The sequence below is a fragment of the Paraburkholderia sp. IW21 genome (assembly GCF_041321145.1).
Classification (GTDB): Bacteria; Pseudomonadota; Gammaproteobacteria; order Burkholderiales; family Burkholderiaceae; genus Paraburkholderia.
In genome coordinates this window covers 495,472-507,827 of the sequence record NZ_JBGGWA010000005.1, presented here as the reverse complement: position 1 = coordinate 507,827, position 12,356 = coordinate 495,472, and the positions used below count along the sequence as shown (strand labels likewise).

13 protein-coding genes and 1 pseudogene are annotated in these 12,356 nt (G+C 66.0%); 10 read left to right on the top strand and 4 right to left on the bottom strand.

All coding sequences use genetic code 11. The features are described 5' to 3' along the window. The first annotated feature begins 62 nt into the window (after positions 1-62). From ccmA to ccmI, 9 genes and pseudogenes are all read left to right on the top strand, one after another. Positions 63-701: a cytochrome c biogenesis heme-transporting ATPase CcmA gene (gene ccmA, locus ACAX43_RS15530; RefSeq protein ID WP_370709278.1), complete on the top strand. Its 639-nt coding sequence runs from the start codon at positions 63-65 to the stop codon at positions 699-701. After that, entirely contained in the window at positions 698-1,366 is a 669-nt protein-coding gene (gene ccmB / locus ACAX43_RS15525; protein WP_370709277.1) for a heme exporter protein CcmB, read from the top strand. The genes ccmA and ccmB overlap by 4 nt, the downstream gene beginning before the upstream one ends. Positions 1,367-1,371: 5 nt before the next feature. After that, entirely contained in the window at positions 1,372-2,115 is a 744-nt protein-coding gene (ccmC, locus tag ACAX43_RS15520; RefSeq protein ID WP_370709276.1) for a heme ABC transporter permease CcmC, read from the top strand. Next, on the top strand, positions 2,112-2,288 hold the full coding sequence (locus tag ACAX43_RS15515) for a hypothetical protein (RefSeq protein WP_370709275.1): 177 nt from the start codon (positions 2,112-2,114) through the stop codon (positions 2,286-2,288). The genes ccmC and ACAX43_RS15515 overlap by 4 nt, the downstream gene beginning before the upstream one ends. Next, positions 2,278-2,694 (top strand): annotated as a pseudogene (ccmE, locus tag ACAX43_RS15510) (cytochrome c maturation protein CcmE); the annotation flags it as partial. The gene ACAX43_RS15515 and the pseudogene ccmE, both read left to right, overlap by 11 nt. Before the next feature lie 125 nt (positions 2,695-2,819). Further along, positions 2,820-5,021, top strand: coding sequence for a heme lyase CcmF/NrfE family subunit (locus ACAX43_RS15505; RefSeq protein ID WP_370709274.1), 2,202 nt, complete (start codon positions 2,820-2,822; stop codon positions 5,019-5,021). After that, entirely contained in the window at positions 5,018-5,563 is a 546-nt protein-coding gene (locus tag ACAX43_RS15500; protein ID WP_370709273.1) for a DsbE family thiol:disulfide interchange protein, read from the top strand. Before ACAX43_RS15505 ends, ACAX43_RS15500 begins: the two co-directional genes overlap by 4 nt. After that, complete coding sequence (locus ACAX43_RS15495; protein WP_370709272.1) at positions 5,556-6,035, top strand: cytochrome c-type biogenesis protein CcmH; 480 nt, start codon at positions 5,556-5,558, stop codon at positions 6,033-6,035. The genes ACAX43_RS15500 and ACAX43_RS15495 overlap by 8 nt, the downstream gene beginning before the upstream one ends. Continuing rightward, complete coding sequence (gene ccmI / locus ACAX43_RS15490) at positions 6,032-6,925, top strand: c-type cytochrome biogenesis protein CcmI (RefSeq protein ID WP_370709271.1); 894 nt, start codon at positions 6,032-6,034, stop codon at positions 6,923-6,925. Before ACAX43_RS15495 ends, ccmI begins: the two co-directional genes overlap by 4 nt. 166 nt (positions 6,926-7,091) lie before the next feature. Here the strand turns inward: ccmI and ACAX43_RS15485 are convergent, their stop codons facing one another. Together ACAX43_RS15485 and ACAX43_RS15480 are read right to left on the bottom strand one after the other, a co-directional pair. Then, positions 7,092-8,282: a porin gene (locus tag ACAX43_RS15485; protein WP_370709270.1), complete on the bottom strand. Its 1,191-nt coding sequence runs from the start codon at positions 8,280-8,282 to the stop codon at positions 7,092-7,094. Between the two features lie 425 nt (positions 8,283-8,707). Further along, positions 8,708-10,069 carry a YihY/virulence factor BrkB family protein gene (locus tag ACAX43_RS15480; RefSeq protein ID WP_370709342.1) on the bottom strand — a complete coding sequence of 454 codons (1,362 nt, stop codon included), beginning with the start codon at positions 10,067-10,069 and terminating at the stop codon, positions 8,708-8,710. 203 nt (positions 10,070-10,272) lie between these two features. Here ACAX43_RS15480 and ACAX43_RS15475 point away from each other — a divergent pair, with 203 nt between their 5' ends. Then, a complete protein-coding gene (locus tag ACAX43_RS15475; protein WP_370709341.1) occupies positions 10,273-10,848 on the top strand; it encodes a YbaK/EbsC family protein in 576 nt (191 codons plus the stop codon). A gap of 47 nt (positions 10,849-10,895) precedes the next feature. Here the strand turns inward: ACAX43_RS15475 and ACAX43_RS15470 are convergent, their stop codons facing one another. Together ACAX43_RS15470 and ACAX43_RS15465 are read right to left on the bottom strand one after the other, a co-directional pair. Next, positions 10,896-11,498: a histidine kinase gene (locus ACAX43_RS15470; RefSeq protein WP_370709269.1), complete on the bottom strand. Its 603-nt coding sequence runs from the start codon at positions 11,496-11,498 to the stop codon at positions 10,896-10,898. Between the two features lie 199 nt (positions 11,499-11,697). After that, a complete protein-coding gene (locus tag ACAX43_RS15465; protein ID WP_370709268.1) occupies positions 11,698-12,288 on the bottom strand; it encodes a YSC84-related protein in 591 nt (196 codons plus the stop codon). Between the last annotated feature and the right edge of the window lie 68 nt (positions 12,289-12,356).

The window sequence follows — 12,356 nt, the reverse complement described above, 5'->3', positions numbered from 1 at the left end:
GCAGTGAATGCATAGGCGAGCGGAGATGTAAGCGATGTCAGCCAATCCATGGGCGGTTTGCGATGCTATGTGCTGAACAGTTGGGGTTGGGACGCGGCGAGCGCATGATCGTCGACGGCGTCGGTTTCGAAATCGAGCCCGGTTCGGCGTTGCAAATCCACGGCTCGAATGGCTGCGGCAAGACCACGCTGCTGCGGGCGCTGGCGGGCCTGCTGCCGCCGGCCGCCGGCAGCGTGCGATGGCGCGGCATGAACGTGCAGGCGCAGCCGGAGCGGTTTCGCCGTGAGCGCGCCTACGTCGGTCATAGCAACGGGCTCAGCGACGATTTGTCCGTGCTGGAAAATCTGCGTTTCGCCGCGCTGCTCGGCGTGAATCCGGGCGGTTTGGGCGATGCCCGCCTGCACGAGCGCGACGTGCTGGAGATCGCCGGGCTGTGGCCGCTACGGCAGGTGCGCGTCGGCAGCTTGTCGCAAGGGCAGCGGCGCCGGGTGGCGCTGGCCCGCGTGATGCTCGAGCGCAAGCCCTTGTGGCTGCTCGACGAACCGGCCGAAGCGCTCGACGACGCCGCCCAGGCGTGGCTGTGCGACGCGCTCGACGACCATATGCAGGACGGCGGCATCGTGGTGGCGACCACCCACCTGCCGTTACCGACCGCCGTCACGTGCACTCATCATCTGCAACTCGAAGGGGGCGCGTCATGACCGCGCTGATGCTCGGCATCGTGCGCCGCGAACTCGCGCTCAGCTGGCGCAGGCGCAGCGTCGCGCTCGGTGGGTTGCTGTTCTTCGTGATCGCTTCGAGCCTGTTTCCGCTCGCGGTCGGCACCGATCCGGCGCTGCTGCATGTGATCGCCCCCGGCGTGCTCTGGGTGACGGCATTGTTCGCCGCGATGCTCTCCGCCGGACAGCTGTTCGGCCAGGATTTCGCGAGCGGCGCGCTCGAACAGATGATGCTGTCGCCGCAACCGCTGCCGGCCATCGTATTCGGCAAGATCGCCGCGCACTGGCTGACGAGCGGCTTCGCGCTGGTGCTGCTCGCGCCGGTGGTCGCGCTGCAATACGACCTCGGGTTGCGCGACACCGTGCCGTTGATGGCATCGCTGCTGCTCGGCACGCCGCTTCTGAGCCTGATCGGCTCGATGGGCGCCGCACTCACGCTCGGCATGCGAGGCGGCGGCGCGCTGCTCGGCCTGCTGATTCTGCCGCTGTATGTGCCGGTGCTGATTTTCGGCGTCGGCGCGGCCGATCCGGCCGGCAGCGCGGCGTGGTCCGCGGCCAACTTTTCGCTGCTCGGCGCAGCACTGTGCGCCGGCGTCCCGCTGTGCCCGTGGGCCAGCGCCGCCGCCCTGCGCATCACGATGGAGTAACGAAGATGAACCGCCCGAACTGGTTCCGCTACGCGTCGCCGCGCACCTTCGATCCACTCGCGGCACGGCTCGTGCCGTTTTTCGCCGCGGCCGCCGTGCTCTTGATGCTCGCCGGCCTCGCGATCGGCCTGATGGTGGCGCCGAGCGACGCGTTGCAGGGCGACGTGTATCGCATCATGTTCGTTCACGTGCCCGCCGCGTGGATGTCGATGCTGATCTATCTGGTGATGGCTTCTTATTGCGCACTCGGGCTGATGCTCAACGCGCGCCTCGCCGCGATGATGGCGCGGGCGCTGGCGCCCACCGGCGCACTCTTCACTTTTATCGCGCTGCTGTCCGGCTCGCTGTGGGGTAAGCCGACATGGGGCGCCTGGTGGGTGTGGGACGCGCGTCTCACGTCGGAACTGATCCTGCTGTTTCTCTACATCGGCTTTCTCGCGCTGTATGCGGCGATCGACGATCCGCGCCGCGCCGACCGCGCCTGCGCCGTGCAGGCGTTGATCGGCGTCGTGAATATTCCGGTGATCTATTTTTCGGTGCAGTGGTGGTACACGTTGCATCAGGGGCCGTCGCTGAGCTTCGGCAGCGGCGTGTCGATGAGCGCGTCGATGGTGTGGGGCATCGTCGTCATGACGGGCGGCTTCTGGTCGTACGCGATCGCCGTGACGCTGGCGCGTGTGCGCGCCGTCATGCGCGAGCGACGTCACGCGGCGCCGTGGGAAACGAACCTTGAGGAGCGTGCGGCATGAACAGCGTGGCAAGCGTAGTGGCGATGCTCGGGCAGAGCCCTTATCTGGCGGCGGCGCTCGCGACGACCTTCGCGTTGCTGGCCGTCGAAGCCTGGCGCGTGCGCGGCCAGGTCCGCGAAGTCGCGCGCGCGGCGCCCGCCGCCGGCGCGCCGGGGCGTGTGGATGAAGGCTAGAAGCTGGCGGCTCGGCTGGATCGTCGGCGCGGTGGCGGCCGCGGGGCTCACCTGCGCGCTGGTGCTCAACGCGTTTCGCGCCAACGTGGTGTTCTTCGTGAGTCCGAGCCAGATCGCGGCGCAACAAATGCCGGCGGTCCATCGGTTCCGTCTCGGCGGGCTGGTCGAACGCGGTTCGCTGACGCGTGCCCCGGACGGCCTGACCGTGCGCTTTGTCGTGACCGATACCGTCAAGCAGGTGGCCGTGGTCTATCACGGCGTCCTGCCGGACCTGTTCCGCGAAGGCAGCGGCGTGGTCGCGCAGGGCTGGCTCGGCAGCGACGGTCAGTTCCACGCCGACGAAGTGCTCGCGAAGCATGACGAAAAATACATGCCGCCCGACGCGGCCGACGCTGTTCGCCGCGCGCAAGCCGCAACGATGCGGCCGGCTGCATCGGCGGGCTCTGTCACGCCGGTGGCGTTGCGCGTGACAACTCGAATGACCGGCGGCGAGGATCGCGGCGCCGATCGCCGTAAAGAAGGAGCCCAACCTTGATCCCCGAGATCGGCCACTTTGCTCTGATCCTCGCACTGCTGCTCGCGCTGACGACGGGCATCCTGCCGCTGATCGGCGCGCAGCGAGGCATCGCAGGCTGGATGCGGCTCGCGTGGCCGGCGGCGCGTGCGCAGTGCGGGTTCGTTGGATTGGCGTTCGGCTGTCTCGCCTGGTCATTCCTGAACGACGATTTTTCGGTGGTCTACGTCGCCGACAATTCAAATTCCGCGCTGCCTGCCATCTATCGGTTCGCTGCCGTCTGGGGCGGCCATGAAGGCTCGTTGTTGCTATGGGTGCTGCTGCTGACCGTGTGGATGGTCGCCGTGACGTTTTTCAGCCGCCAACTCGCGGTGCCGATGGTGGCGCGCGTGCTTGCCGTGATGAGCTGGATCGCCGCCGGCTTCCTGCTGTTCATGCTGTTCACCTCCAATCCATTCAACCGCCTGATGCCGCCCGCGATGGACGGCCGCGATCTGAATCCGCTGCTGCAGGATCCGGGCATGGTGATTCACCCGCCCATGCTCTACATGGGCTACGTCGGCTTTTCGGTGGCGTTCGCGTTTGCGGTTGCGGCGCTGCTGTCGGGCGAACTGAATGCGGCGTGGGCGCGCTGGTCGCGCCCGTGGACGACGGCAGCATGGCTCTTTCTCACGCTCGGCATCATGCTCGGCAGCGGCTGGGCGTACTACGAGCTCGGCTGGGGCGGCTGGTGGTTCTGGGACCCGGTCGAAAACGCGTCGTTCATGCCGTGGCTCGCGGGCACCGCGCTGATCCATTCGCTGGCCGTGACCGACAAGCGCGGCAGCTTTCGTAGCTGGACCGCACTGCTGGCGATCTGCGCGTTTTCGCTGAGTCTGCTCGGCACGTTTCTCGTGCGCTCGGGCGTGGTCACGTCGGTGCATGCGTTTGCCAGCGATCCGACGCGCGGCATTTTCATTCTCGCGTTCCTTGCGCTGGTGGTGGGCGGCGCGCTGCTGCTGTTCGCGTGGCGTGCACCGCAGATCGGTCTGGGTGCGGGCTTCGAGCCGGTTTCGCGTGAGGCTCTGCTCCTGTCGAACAATGTGCTGCTGATGGTGGCGGCGGCGTCGGTGCTGCTTGGCACGCTGTATCCGATGGCGCTGGACGCGCTCGGTCTCGACAAGATTTCCGTCGGGCCGCCGTATTTCGACAGCGTGTTCGTGCCGCTGATGACGCCGGCGATCTTTCTGATGGGTATCGGGCCGCTCGCGCGCTGGCGCGCCGCGCGCGTGCCCGATCTGGCGCGGCGTCTGCGCTGGGCGGCACTGGTTAGCGTGCTCACCGCGCTGCTGTTGCCGTGGGTGCTGGGCAACTGGCGGCCGCTCGTCAGTCTGGGGATTCTTCTCGCGGTGTGGAGCTTCGCGACCGTGGCCGTGAGTGTGTACGAACGGCTCGGCGTGCCGGCGGGTGGGTCTGCGGGCGAGTCTGCGGGTGGGGCCTCGGTTGGGTCTGCGGTTGAGTCTTCGGCTGGGTCTGCGGTTGAGTCGGCAAGCGCCGCGGCCGTGATGCCGGCCGCCGGGCCAGATCGCCGTTCGCCTGGCAAAGCACGGGTCTCGCTCGTCGCGCGTGCGCGGCGGGTGCCGCGGGCGTACTACGGGATGTGGTTCGCGCATGCCGGCATCGGCGTGTTCATCATCGGCGTGACGATGGTCAAGGGTTATCAGGTGGAGCGTGACGTGCCGATGCGCAGCGGCGAGACCGTCGAACTCGGCGCTTATCGATTTCGTTTCGACGGCGTGGTTCAGGTCAGTGGTCCAAACTATCTGGCGACGCGCGCCAGCGTGGCCGTGAGCCGGGACGGCCGGTCGGTGGCCACGTTGTATCCCGAGAAACGCACGTTTCTCGTCCAGAAGATGCCGATGACCGAGGCGGCCATCGATCACGGCCTGCTGCGCGACCTGTACGTGGCGATGGGCGAGCCGATCGGTGCGGGCGCGTGGACGCTGCGTATCCAGATCAAGCCGTTCGTTCGCTGGATCTGGGGCGGCTGTCTGCTGATGGCGTTCGGCGGCCTGCTGGCCGCGAGCGACCGGCGCTATCGCTTGATGCCGGGGCGGCGCACGAGTGGGCGTTGGCGCGAGCGCGTCGTCGGCAACACGCTCACGCGGCCCGCCGCAGATGTCCCGGGCACGGCCGCCGCCGCCAAGGCAGCGAATTCCGTCAGCGAGGCAGGCCGATGAAACGTGCGCTGGTTCCGCTCGCCGCGTTCCTCGTGCTGCTCGCTTTGCTGGCGGCAGGCCTCAGACACGATCCGCGGCAGTTGCCCTCGGCGTTGATCGGGCGCCCCGCGCCCGGGTTCGATCTGCCGCGCCTCGCGGCAACCGGCGAGCGCGTGTCCTCGCACTCGTTGCGCGGGCAGGTGTGGATACTCAACGTGTGGGCCTCGTGGTGCGAGCCCTGCCGCGACGAGCAGCCGGTGCTGGTCGATCTCGCGGCGCGGCGGATCGCGCCGGTGTACGGCCTGAATTACAAGGACGACCCCCAGCCGGCGCGGCAGTGGCTGGCCGAGGCGGGCGATCCGTACACGGCGTCGCTGGTCGATCGCAGCGGCCAGACCGGGATCGACTACGGCGTGTACGGCGTGCCGGAGACTTTCGTGATCGATCGCCTGGGCATCGTCCGCTATCGGCAGGCCGGACCGCTGACAGCGGCATCGCTCGACGGCGTGATCGTACCCTTGCTCAGACAGCTGCAGCGAGAGGGCGGAGGCGGCAATGGTTAGCGGCGCGCGAAGCCGGGCACGGCGCGGCGGCGCGCTCGTGCTGCTGGCGATCTCGCTCGGCGCGGCGGCGGACGGCCCGGGCGTCGCCGGCGAAGATGCGCGCGTGCGCAATCTCGCCGAGAGCTTTCGGTGCCTCGTGTGCCAGAACCAGACCCTCGCCGATTCGAATGCCGATCTGGCCGCCGATCTGCGCGAGCGCATCCGCGAGCAGGTTCGAGGGGGCGCCACCGACGCGCAGATTCAGGCTTACATGGCGCGCCGCTACGGCGATTTCGTGCTGTACCGGCCCCCGCTCAAACCGCTGACGTGGGTGCTGTGGTTCGGCCCGTTCGCCGCGCTGGCGGCGGGTGCGTGGGTGGGGTGGCGCGTGATCGGGCGCCGGCGCGGCATCGCCGCCCGACCGCTCGACGACGCCGAGCGCCGCCGCGTCGACGCGTTAATGGCAACGGCTGACGAGGGCTTACCGAGATGATTCAATTCTGGCTGATCGTCGCGTCGATGCTGGTCGCGGCCCTGTTGTCCGTGATCGTGCCGCTGTTGCGACGAGGCTCCCGCGGCGACATGGCGCTAAGCCGTGCCGACGGCGGCGGCGCTGCCCTAGCCACGGTGATGTTCCGGACCGAAATGGCCGAGTTGGCGCGGCAGGTCGCGGCCGGCGACCTGTCGAGCGCGCAGCATGGCAACGCGCGGCGTGAACTCGAGCGGCGTTTCGTCGACGAGACCGGCGCGGAGCCCGCCCCGGCGACCGTGCGTGCGGGCAGCATCGCACAACGCGCGGGCACCGCGGCGCTGCTGCTGGCGTTGCTCCCGAGCGCGGCGCTGGTACTGTACATGCGCCTTGGTGATCCGCTCGCGGCGGCGGTGCAGGCGGACAGCGCCGCCGGACCGGAAGACAGCCACGCCGCCACCCAGGGCTCGCTCGACGTGATGGTTGGACGCCTCGCGGCCAGATTGCGGCGGCAGCCCGACGATGCCGCCGGCTGGACCATGCTGGCGCGCTCCTATGCCGTGCTCGAACGCGCCGACGATGCCGCTGCCGCTTACCGGCGCGCGCTTGCGTTGACGCCCGGCGATCCGCAGTTGCTCGCCGATTACGCCGACGCCCAGGCGAGCGCCAACGGCGGCGACCTGACGGGCGCGCCGTTGCAGAGCGTGGAGGCCGCGTTGACGCTCGATCCCGCGAACCCGAAGGCGTTGGCGCTGGCGGGGTCGGCGGCATTCGAAGCGCACGACTACCCGCGCGCGATCCAGTATTGGGAGCGGCTCGAACAGGTGCCGGGCGTGAGCGCGGAAATCGTGACGCAGGCTCGGGCGAATCTCGCCGAAGCGCGTCAACTGGCGAGCGGCGCTGCGCTGCGCTGAGGGCTATCGAGCGGCGCGTGGCCGGCATTCAGCGGACCACGGCTGCGATTCACGGGCGGGATCGAAGGAATCGAAAGAATCGAGGGACGAAAAAAAACCAGCCACAGGCTGTTCGCCCGTGGCTGGTCTTCAACTGCGTGTTGCTTCAGCAGTCCGTCAAGTTCGATTAGAACTTGTGGCGGATGCCCAGGCTGACCATTTCTTGCGAGCTGGAAGCCGAGTTGTAGCCGTACGAACCGATCGATGCGCCAGCCGAAACCAGTTTGCCGCCCGAGGTACGTTGTTCGCCGCTTGCGTGTTGCCATGCGCCGACCAGGTAGATGTCCGTGCGCTTCGACAGGTTGTAGTCGCCGCCCAGCGAGACCTGGTTGTACGTTGCGCTCGAGTCGCCCGTAGCCTTCGTGTAGATGTAGCCCACGCCCACCAGCATAGCCGGCGTTGCCTGGTAGCCAAGGTACACACCGCCGACGTTGAACTTCTCGGTCGAACCGAAGCCCGAATTCGCATCCGGCTTGTATTGCGCGTTGCTGTAGCGGAGGTTGACCGTGAACGGGCCTGCCACGTATTGCCCCGCGACCGACGCGATACCGATCGACTTCGCTGCAGCGTAGGCCGTGTTGACCTGGCCGTCGAACGTGCCGTCCGACGTGCTGCCGTTCCAGCCTGCTGCCGGCGGCGTGCCTGCCGTGCGGCTAGCCAGCGTGTTGCCGTTGTTGGCACGGTAGTAACCCGCAGCCACGCTGAACGGACCCGTTGCGTACGTTGCCGCGCCCGCCCACGTTTGACCCGAACCCGTCGAGCCGGCCACGCCGCCGAATGCGTACATGCCTTCGAACTGGAAGCCGCCCCACACCGGCGAGGTGTACTTGACAGCGCTGTTCGTGCGCGAGGAGTTATCGTTGTTGTCGACGTCGCCCGGCGTGGTGAAGGTGGAACCGAAGTAGTTGTCAGCCGTCAGCGGCTGAACCAGGTCGACCAGCGGATCGTATTGACGACCCAGCGTGAACGTACCCCATTGATCGCCCGTCAGGCCGACGTAGGCTTGACGACCGAACATCCGGCCGCCCTGACCCAGCTTGCCGGTGTTCACGTCAAAACCATTTTCAATCTGGAAGATTGCCTTCAGGCCACCGCCGAGGTCTTCCGTGCCCTTCAAGCCGAAGCGATCGCCTTGCAGGTTGCCGCCGTACATCGCAACCAGGTTCTTGTTCGGACCGCCGGCTGAATTCGTCGTGTTATGAACGTACTGGATCGATTCGTCGATCAAACCGTACAGGGTAACGCTGCTTTGAGCATGTGCCACGCCGGTGACGCCGAGAAGCGCCAGCGAGAGGGTAGACAGTGCGATTCGTTTCATCCATTTCTCCACGCAGATGATTAGTTTCGTTGTTGCGGAAAGGAGAATAGCTCACTGCCTCAAGCAGTAAGAAATGGAAAAAAAAGAGTGTCTCTAAAAAGTGACAAAGGCGCAAACCCTTGTATTTAAAGCCCGTTAGCGATTATTGCTGTTTTCGCAATAGTTATTCGTCAATGGCGCATTATTGTTGTTTTGTTGTCAGCGCGGGCTTCGGTTCCCGCAATTTGGATGCCTGTTTGAAGGCGTTTTGTAATCTAGTCGTCCAGCTTTCAGGGTTGCTCTGAAGCGCCCATATAAAAGTGGGGCCATGTCTCGCTTGACGGGCGCGCTGGACAGAATTTATGCGTTGTGAGCAGGCGCAAGCGCCGCGAATATCGATATCCGCCGCTGAGGTCTTTACGGCTGATGAGTCTTCACTCGCCTTGTCACCCGGGGCGCCCCCGCTTGCGTTCTGACTCGCGGAGGACGTGATCGTCGCCATTGCGGCGCGCCACGGTGGCGGCGGCCAGTCCGGCAGCCGCCGCAAACAGTACCGAGGTCCACGGATGCCGTCTTACATACCGATCGGCGGCTACGGCTTTGCGGCTCGCTTCGACCAGCGTGACGGCGGCCACGCGTGTCGCCTGCGCTTCGGCAATGACGACCGTGCGGCCGATCCTGACTGCGGCCGCCCGCGCCGAGGCCTTTTTTTGCGGTTGCGCCCGCGGCAAAGCCGACGCTGGAGCGGTTGCCGCAAGAGTCGCCGCCGCCGCCGCCGCCGTTCCGGTTGCGCTGGCAAGCCTGGCGGCACGGGCGTCGCGCTCGGCAACGCGCGGCGGCAGTGCGTCGGCCGATACCGTCGATGCAGCCAGCACCGAAGCGAGCTTGGCGCGACTGCCGGGCGGCGGGTCGTCCTGCATGCCCCAGCCCCCGCGCGGATCGTGCATGCGCCCGCGCGCCGCCGAAAACTCCGCGCCGAGCAGGAGCACGGCGGCCGAAAAGTACAGCCACATCAGCAGGACGGCGAGCGAGCCGGCAGCGCCGAACGAGCTGGCCATGCCGGCATGCGCGATATAGAGGGCGAACAGCTTCTTGCCAGCCGAGAACAGCACCGCCGCGACGAGCCCACCGACCAACGCATCGCGCCACCGCACCCTTGCGTCCGGCAGAAACTTCAACAGACCGGCGAAGGCGAAGGCCAGTACCAGCAAACCGACCCCGAGTTGCAGCAGGTTGCCGATCGCCACATACGGCGAATCGCCCCACAGCCACTTGCCGATGAAAGTGATGACCGTATCGAGCACCAGCGAGACGATCAGCAGGAACGCGACGCCGAGCACCAGGCCGAACGAGATCAGACGCACGCGCACCAGCGCGATCACGCTCGACGAACGCGGCCCGGCGTACGGCCACACGATATTGAGTGCGCTATTGAGCGACGAGAAGGTGGCCGAGGCGCCGATTGCCAGCATCGTGAACGAAATGATGGCCGCCACGCCGCCGGCGCTGCCGCTGTGATGTGCGTTCTCGACGATGGTCTGCACGCCCGCGGCCGCCTGGTCGCCGAGCAGACCGTGAATGTGGGTGAACAGTTCGCCGCGTGCGGCTTCGGCGCCGAAGAACCAGCCGGCGACGGCGATTACCATGACCAGCGTGGGCGCGAGCGAGAATGCCGCGTAGAAGGCGATGCTGGCGGCCATGGCTGCACAGCGGTCTTCAGCGAATTGTTTGAATGCGCTGATTGCCCAGTTAGCCTGTTTGCGAGCCACCAACTGGAGGTTCTCGGCGGAAAGCGTGTCGATGTCCATGTTCATGGTCGTTCTTCTCGATGGGTCCTGGCGCCGGATGCGCCATGTGCGCGCCGTTGAGGCGGCCTCGACGCAGTCTTCGCATCGATGCCTCGCGCAAACCTTGTGCCCGTCACTATAACAAGCCCGCTCCGTGCACCGGCGACACGCCGGGACCGAGGTGTGCCGTTAGAATGCCGATGGACCCACACACTTATTTCACTATGCACTCGCACGAACGCCTCAAGCAGTTGGACGTCATTCCCGCCGAACAATTGGGCGCGCATTTGCCGGAGCATGTCGCCGCGCAGTTGCCGGCCCAGGGCGTGACGGTGTTCGCCGTGAGCGACGACGCGTCGGACACCGCCGAATTCAGCTCGCGCTACGGTTTCGGCCTGGAGGACTGCGCGAACACGATCGTGATTCGCTATAAGAAGGACGGCGCCGAGCATTATGCGGCGCTGATCTCGCTGGGTTCGCGGCGCCTCGACATCAATGGCGCGGTGAAGGCTGCGTTGGGTGCGCAGCGGCTTTCGTTCGCCAAACGGGAGGCCGCCGTGGCGCATAGCGGGATGGAGTTTGGCGGAATCACGGCCTTCGGCCTGCCGCCGGATTGGCGCGTCCTCGCCGATGCCGCGGTGATGGAGCGCGCTCAGATCGTCATGGGTGCAGGGGTGCGAGCGGCTAAGTTGCTGTTGGCGCCCGAGGTGCTGCGGCAGTGGCCGCGGTGCGAGGTGGCCTCGCTTACGCTGCCGGAAACACAGCCTGAGGCCACGCCGCGAGCCAACGGATTGGGCTAAAACTGGCTGAGCCAACCGGGCTCGTTGCGAGTAGCCGTGCGTCTTGCTCAAGCGTGGACGAAATAGCCTTGGAGGATGTCCACCACGCGCCACAGCGAACAAGGCCGCCGGCAATGTCCGTCGAAACCGGCTGCCTTCAGCACACCAATTGGATCGAGCGGCCAGATATTGCTCATTGCCAGCAACAGTATTCCGGCGTTCGCTGCTTCGGCGCGCACGGTGCGCGTAAATTGGTAATCCGAAACGGAATCGAGCCTCGTATCGAGTAAAACCGCATGCGGTTTCCACCACTTCAGAAAGCTGTTTACCTTGCTTAGGTCGGTGGCGTAAACCGCATCGAATCCCTTCAGCGAAAGTAGCAGCTCAAGCGATTCGCCGATCGCCTTGTCGCGATGCCCGATCAATACGCGGCGCGACGGCGTCGCCTCTGCCGCGCTGCTTCGTTTCCAGATTGCGAATTCGGTCTCATCGTCGAGCGAGACGCGTCTTGTCACGTTGGCCTCCGGCATACTGCGCGAAACGTCTAATGTAGTAAAAAAGAACCGGCCTCGGGGAGCTTGCCGTTTGTCGGCGTTCGCATCATCCGGCGAACGTAACCGCAAAACGGCGGCAAACAGCGTGGCGATACGCGATGCGTCAGACAGGATCATGTCTCGGCGCAAGGCGGAGCAGGGGCCAGGCAAGATTGCAAAACGGGGGGTGAATTTTACACCGTGGTCAAGTTACACCGTGGTCAAGTGACCGAGGCCCGCGCCTCAATCAACGCACGGATCGCCGTCAGACGGAGCCGTCATGCAGTCGGCTGTGCGACTGCATGACGGCGTGCCTACTTGCCAGAGCGTGCCTCGCTCAGATCATCAGACGTGAGATCTTGGTGCCTTCCAGCGACACACCGGCCATCAAGCCGCCGTTCGTCAGCACAAAAGCTTCGACGGGGCTGGTGGCGGTCGAGGTGTCGACCGCGCCGTTCGCGCCGACCTTCAGCACGGCGACGGTCGCATCGGCGCCTGCCGCCCATCCCTCGCTGCGGAGGAATTTGTCGAGGGCCTCTTGCGTCATGAACAGAAACACGAGGGCCTTCGACTGAGCACCGATCTGCAAACCGAACGAGCCAGCGACGGTGCTGTAGTAGCCCGTCGTGCGGCCGCCCACGCGCAAGGCGCCTTCGCCGTATTGGCCGCCGACCCAGAAGCCCGCCGAAATCACGGACGGGAATACCAGCACCCCGCGTGCTTTGCCGACCAGTTCACGGGAGCCGGCGACATTTGCGTACAGGCGCGAAAGCGTGGAGTCGACACCGGCGTTGATCGTGTCGCGCTTACCGGCGTTCGCCGAAGGCGACGCGCTCGAGGACGGCGACGTGGTCGTACAGCCGGCGAGGCCAAGACCCGCAGTGGCTAAAGCGGCGCTGGTGGTCATGATGAATTGTCGTCTGCGCATGATGGTTTCCTTTTGCGTGGTGGAAATTGTGTTTTCTATTTGAGCAGTGGGTGCCGTAACGCCGGCAT

Excerpts from the sequence above, each read along its gene's own strand:
- ACAX43_RS15515 (WP_370709275.1), top strand. The coding sequence starts at position 2,112 with ATGAACAGCGTGGCAAGCGTAGTGGCGATGCTCGGGCAGAGCCCTTAT.
- ACAX43_RS15495 (WP_370709272.1), top strand. The coding sequence starts at position 5,556 with ATGGTTAGCGGCGCGCGAAGCCGGGCACGGCGCGGCGGCGCGCTCGTG.
- ccmI (WP_370709271.1), top strand. The coding sequence starts at position 6,032 with ATGATTCAATTCTGGCTGATCGTCGCGTCGATGCTGGTCGCGGCCCTG.
- ccmB (WP_370709277.1), top strand. The coding sequence starts at position 698 with ATGACCGCGCTGATGCTCGGCATCGTGCGCCGCGAACTCGCGCTCAGC.
- ACAX43_RS15500 (WP_370709273.1), top strand. The coding sequence starts at position 5,018 with ATGAAACGTGCGCTGGTTCCGCTCGCCGCGTTCCTCGTGCTGCTCGCT.
- ccmC (WP_370709276.1), top strand. The coding sequence starts at position 1,372 with ATGAACCGCCCGAACTGGTTCCGCTACGCGTCGCCGCGCACCTTCGAT.
- ACAX43_RS15465 (WP_370709268.1), bottom strand. The coding sequence starts at position 12,288 with ATGCGCAGACGACAATTCATCATGACCACCAGCGCCGCTTTAGCCACT.
- ACAX43_RS15480 (WP_370709342.1), bottom strand. The coding sequence starts at position 10,069 with ATGGACATCGACACGCTTTCCGCCGAGAACCTCCAGTTGGTGGCTCGC.
- ACAX43_RS15475 (WP_370709341.1), top strand. The coding sequence starts at position 10,273 with ATGCACTCGCACGAACGCCTCAAGCAGTTGGACGTCATTCCCGCCGAA.
- ACAX43_RS15470 (WP_370709269.1), bottom strand. The coding sequence starts at position 11,498 with ATGATCCTGTCTGACGCATCGCGTATCGCCACGCTGTTTGCCGCCGTT.
- ccmA (WP_370709278.1), top strand. The coding sequence starts at position 63 with ATGCTATGTGCTGAACAGTTGGGGTTGGGACGCGGCGAGCGCATGATC.
- ACAX43_RS15485 (WP_370709270.1), bottom strand. The coding sequence starts at position 8,282 with ATGAAACGAATCGCACTGTCTACCCTCTCGCTGGCGCTTCTCGGCGTC.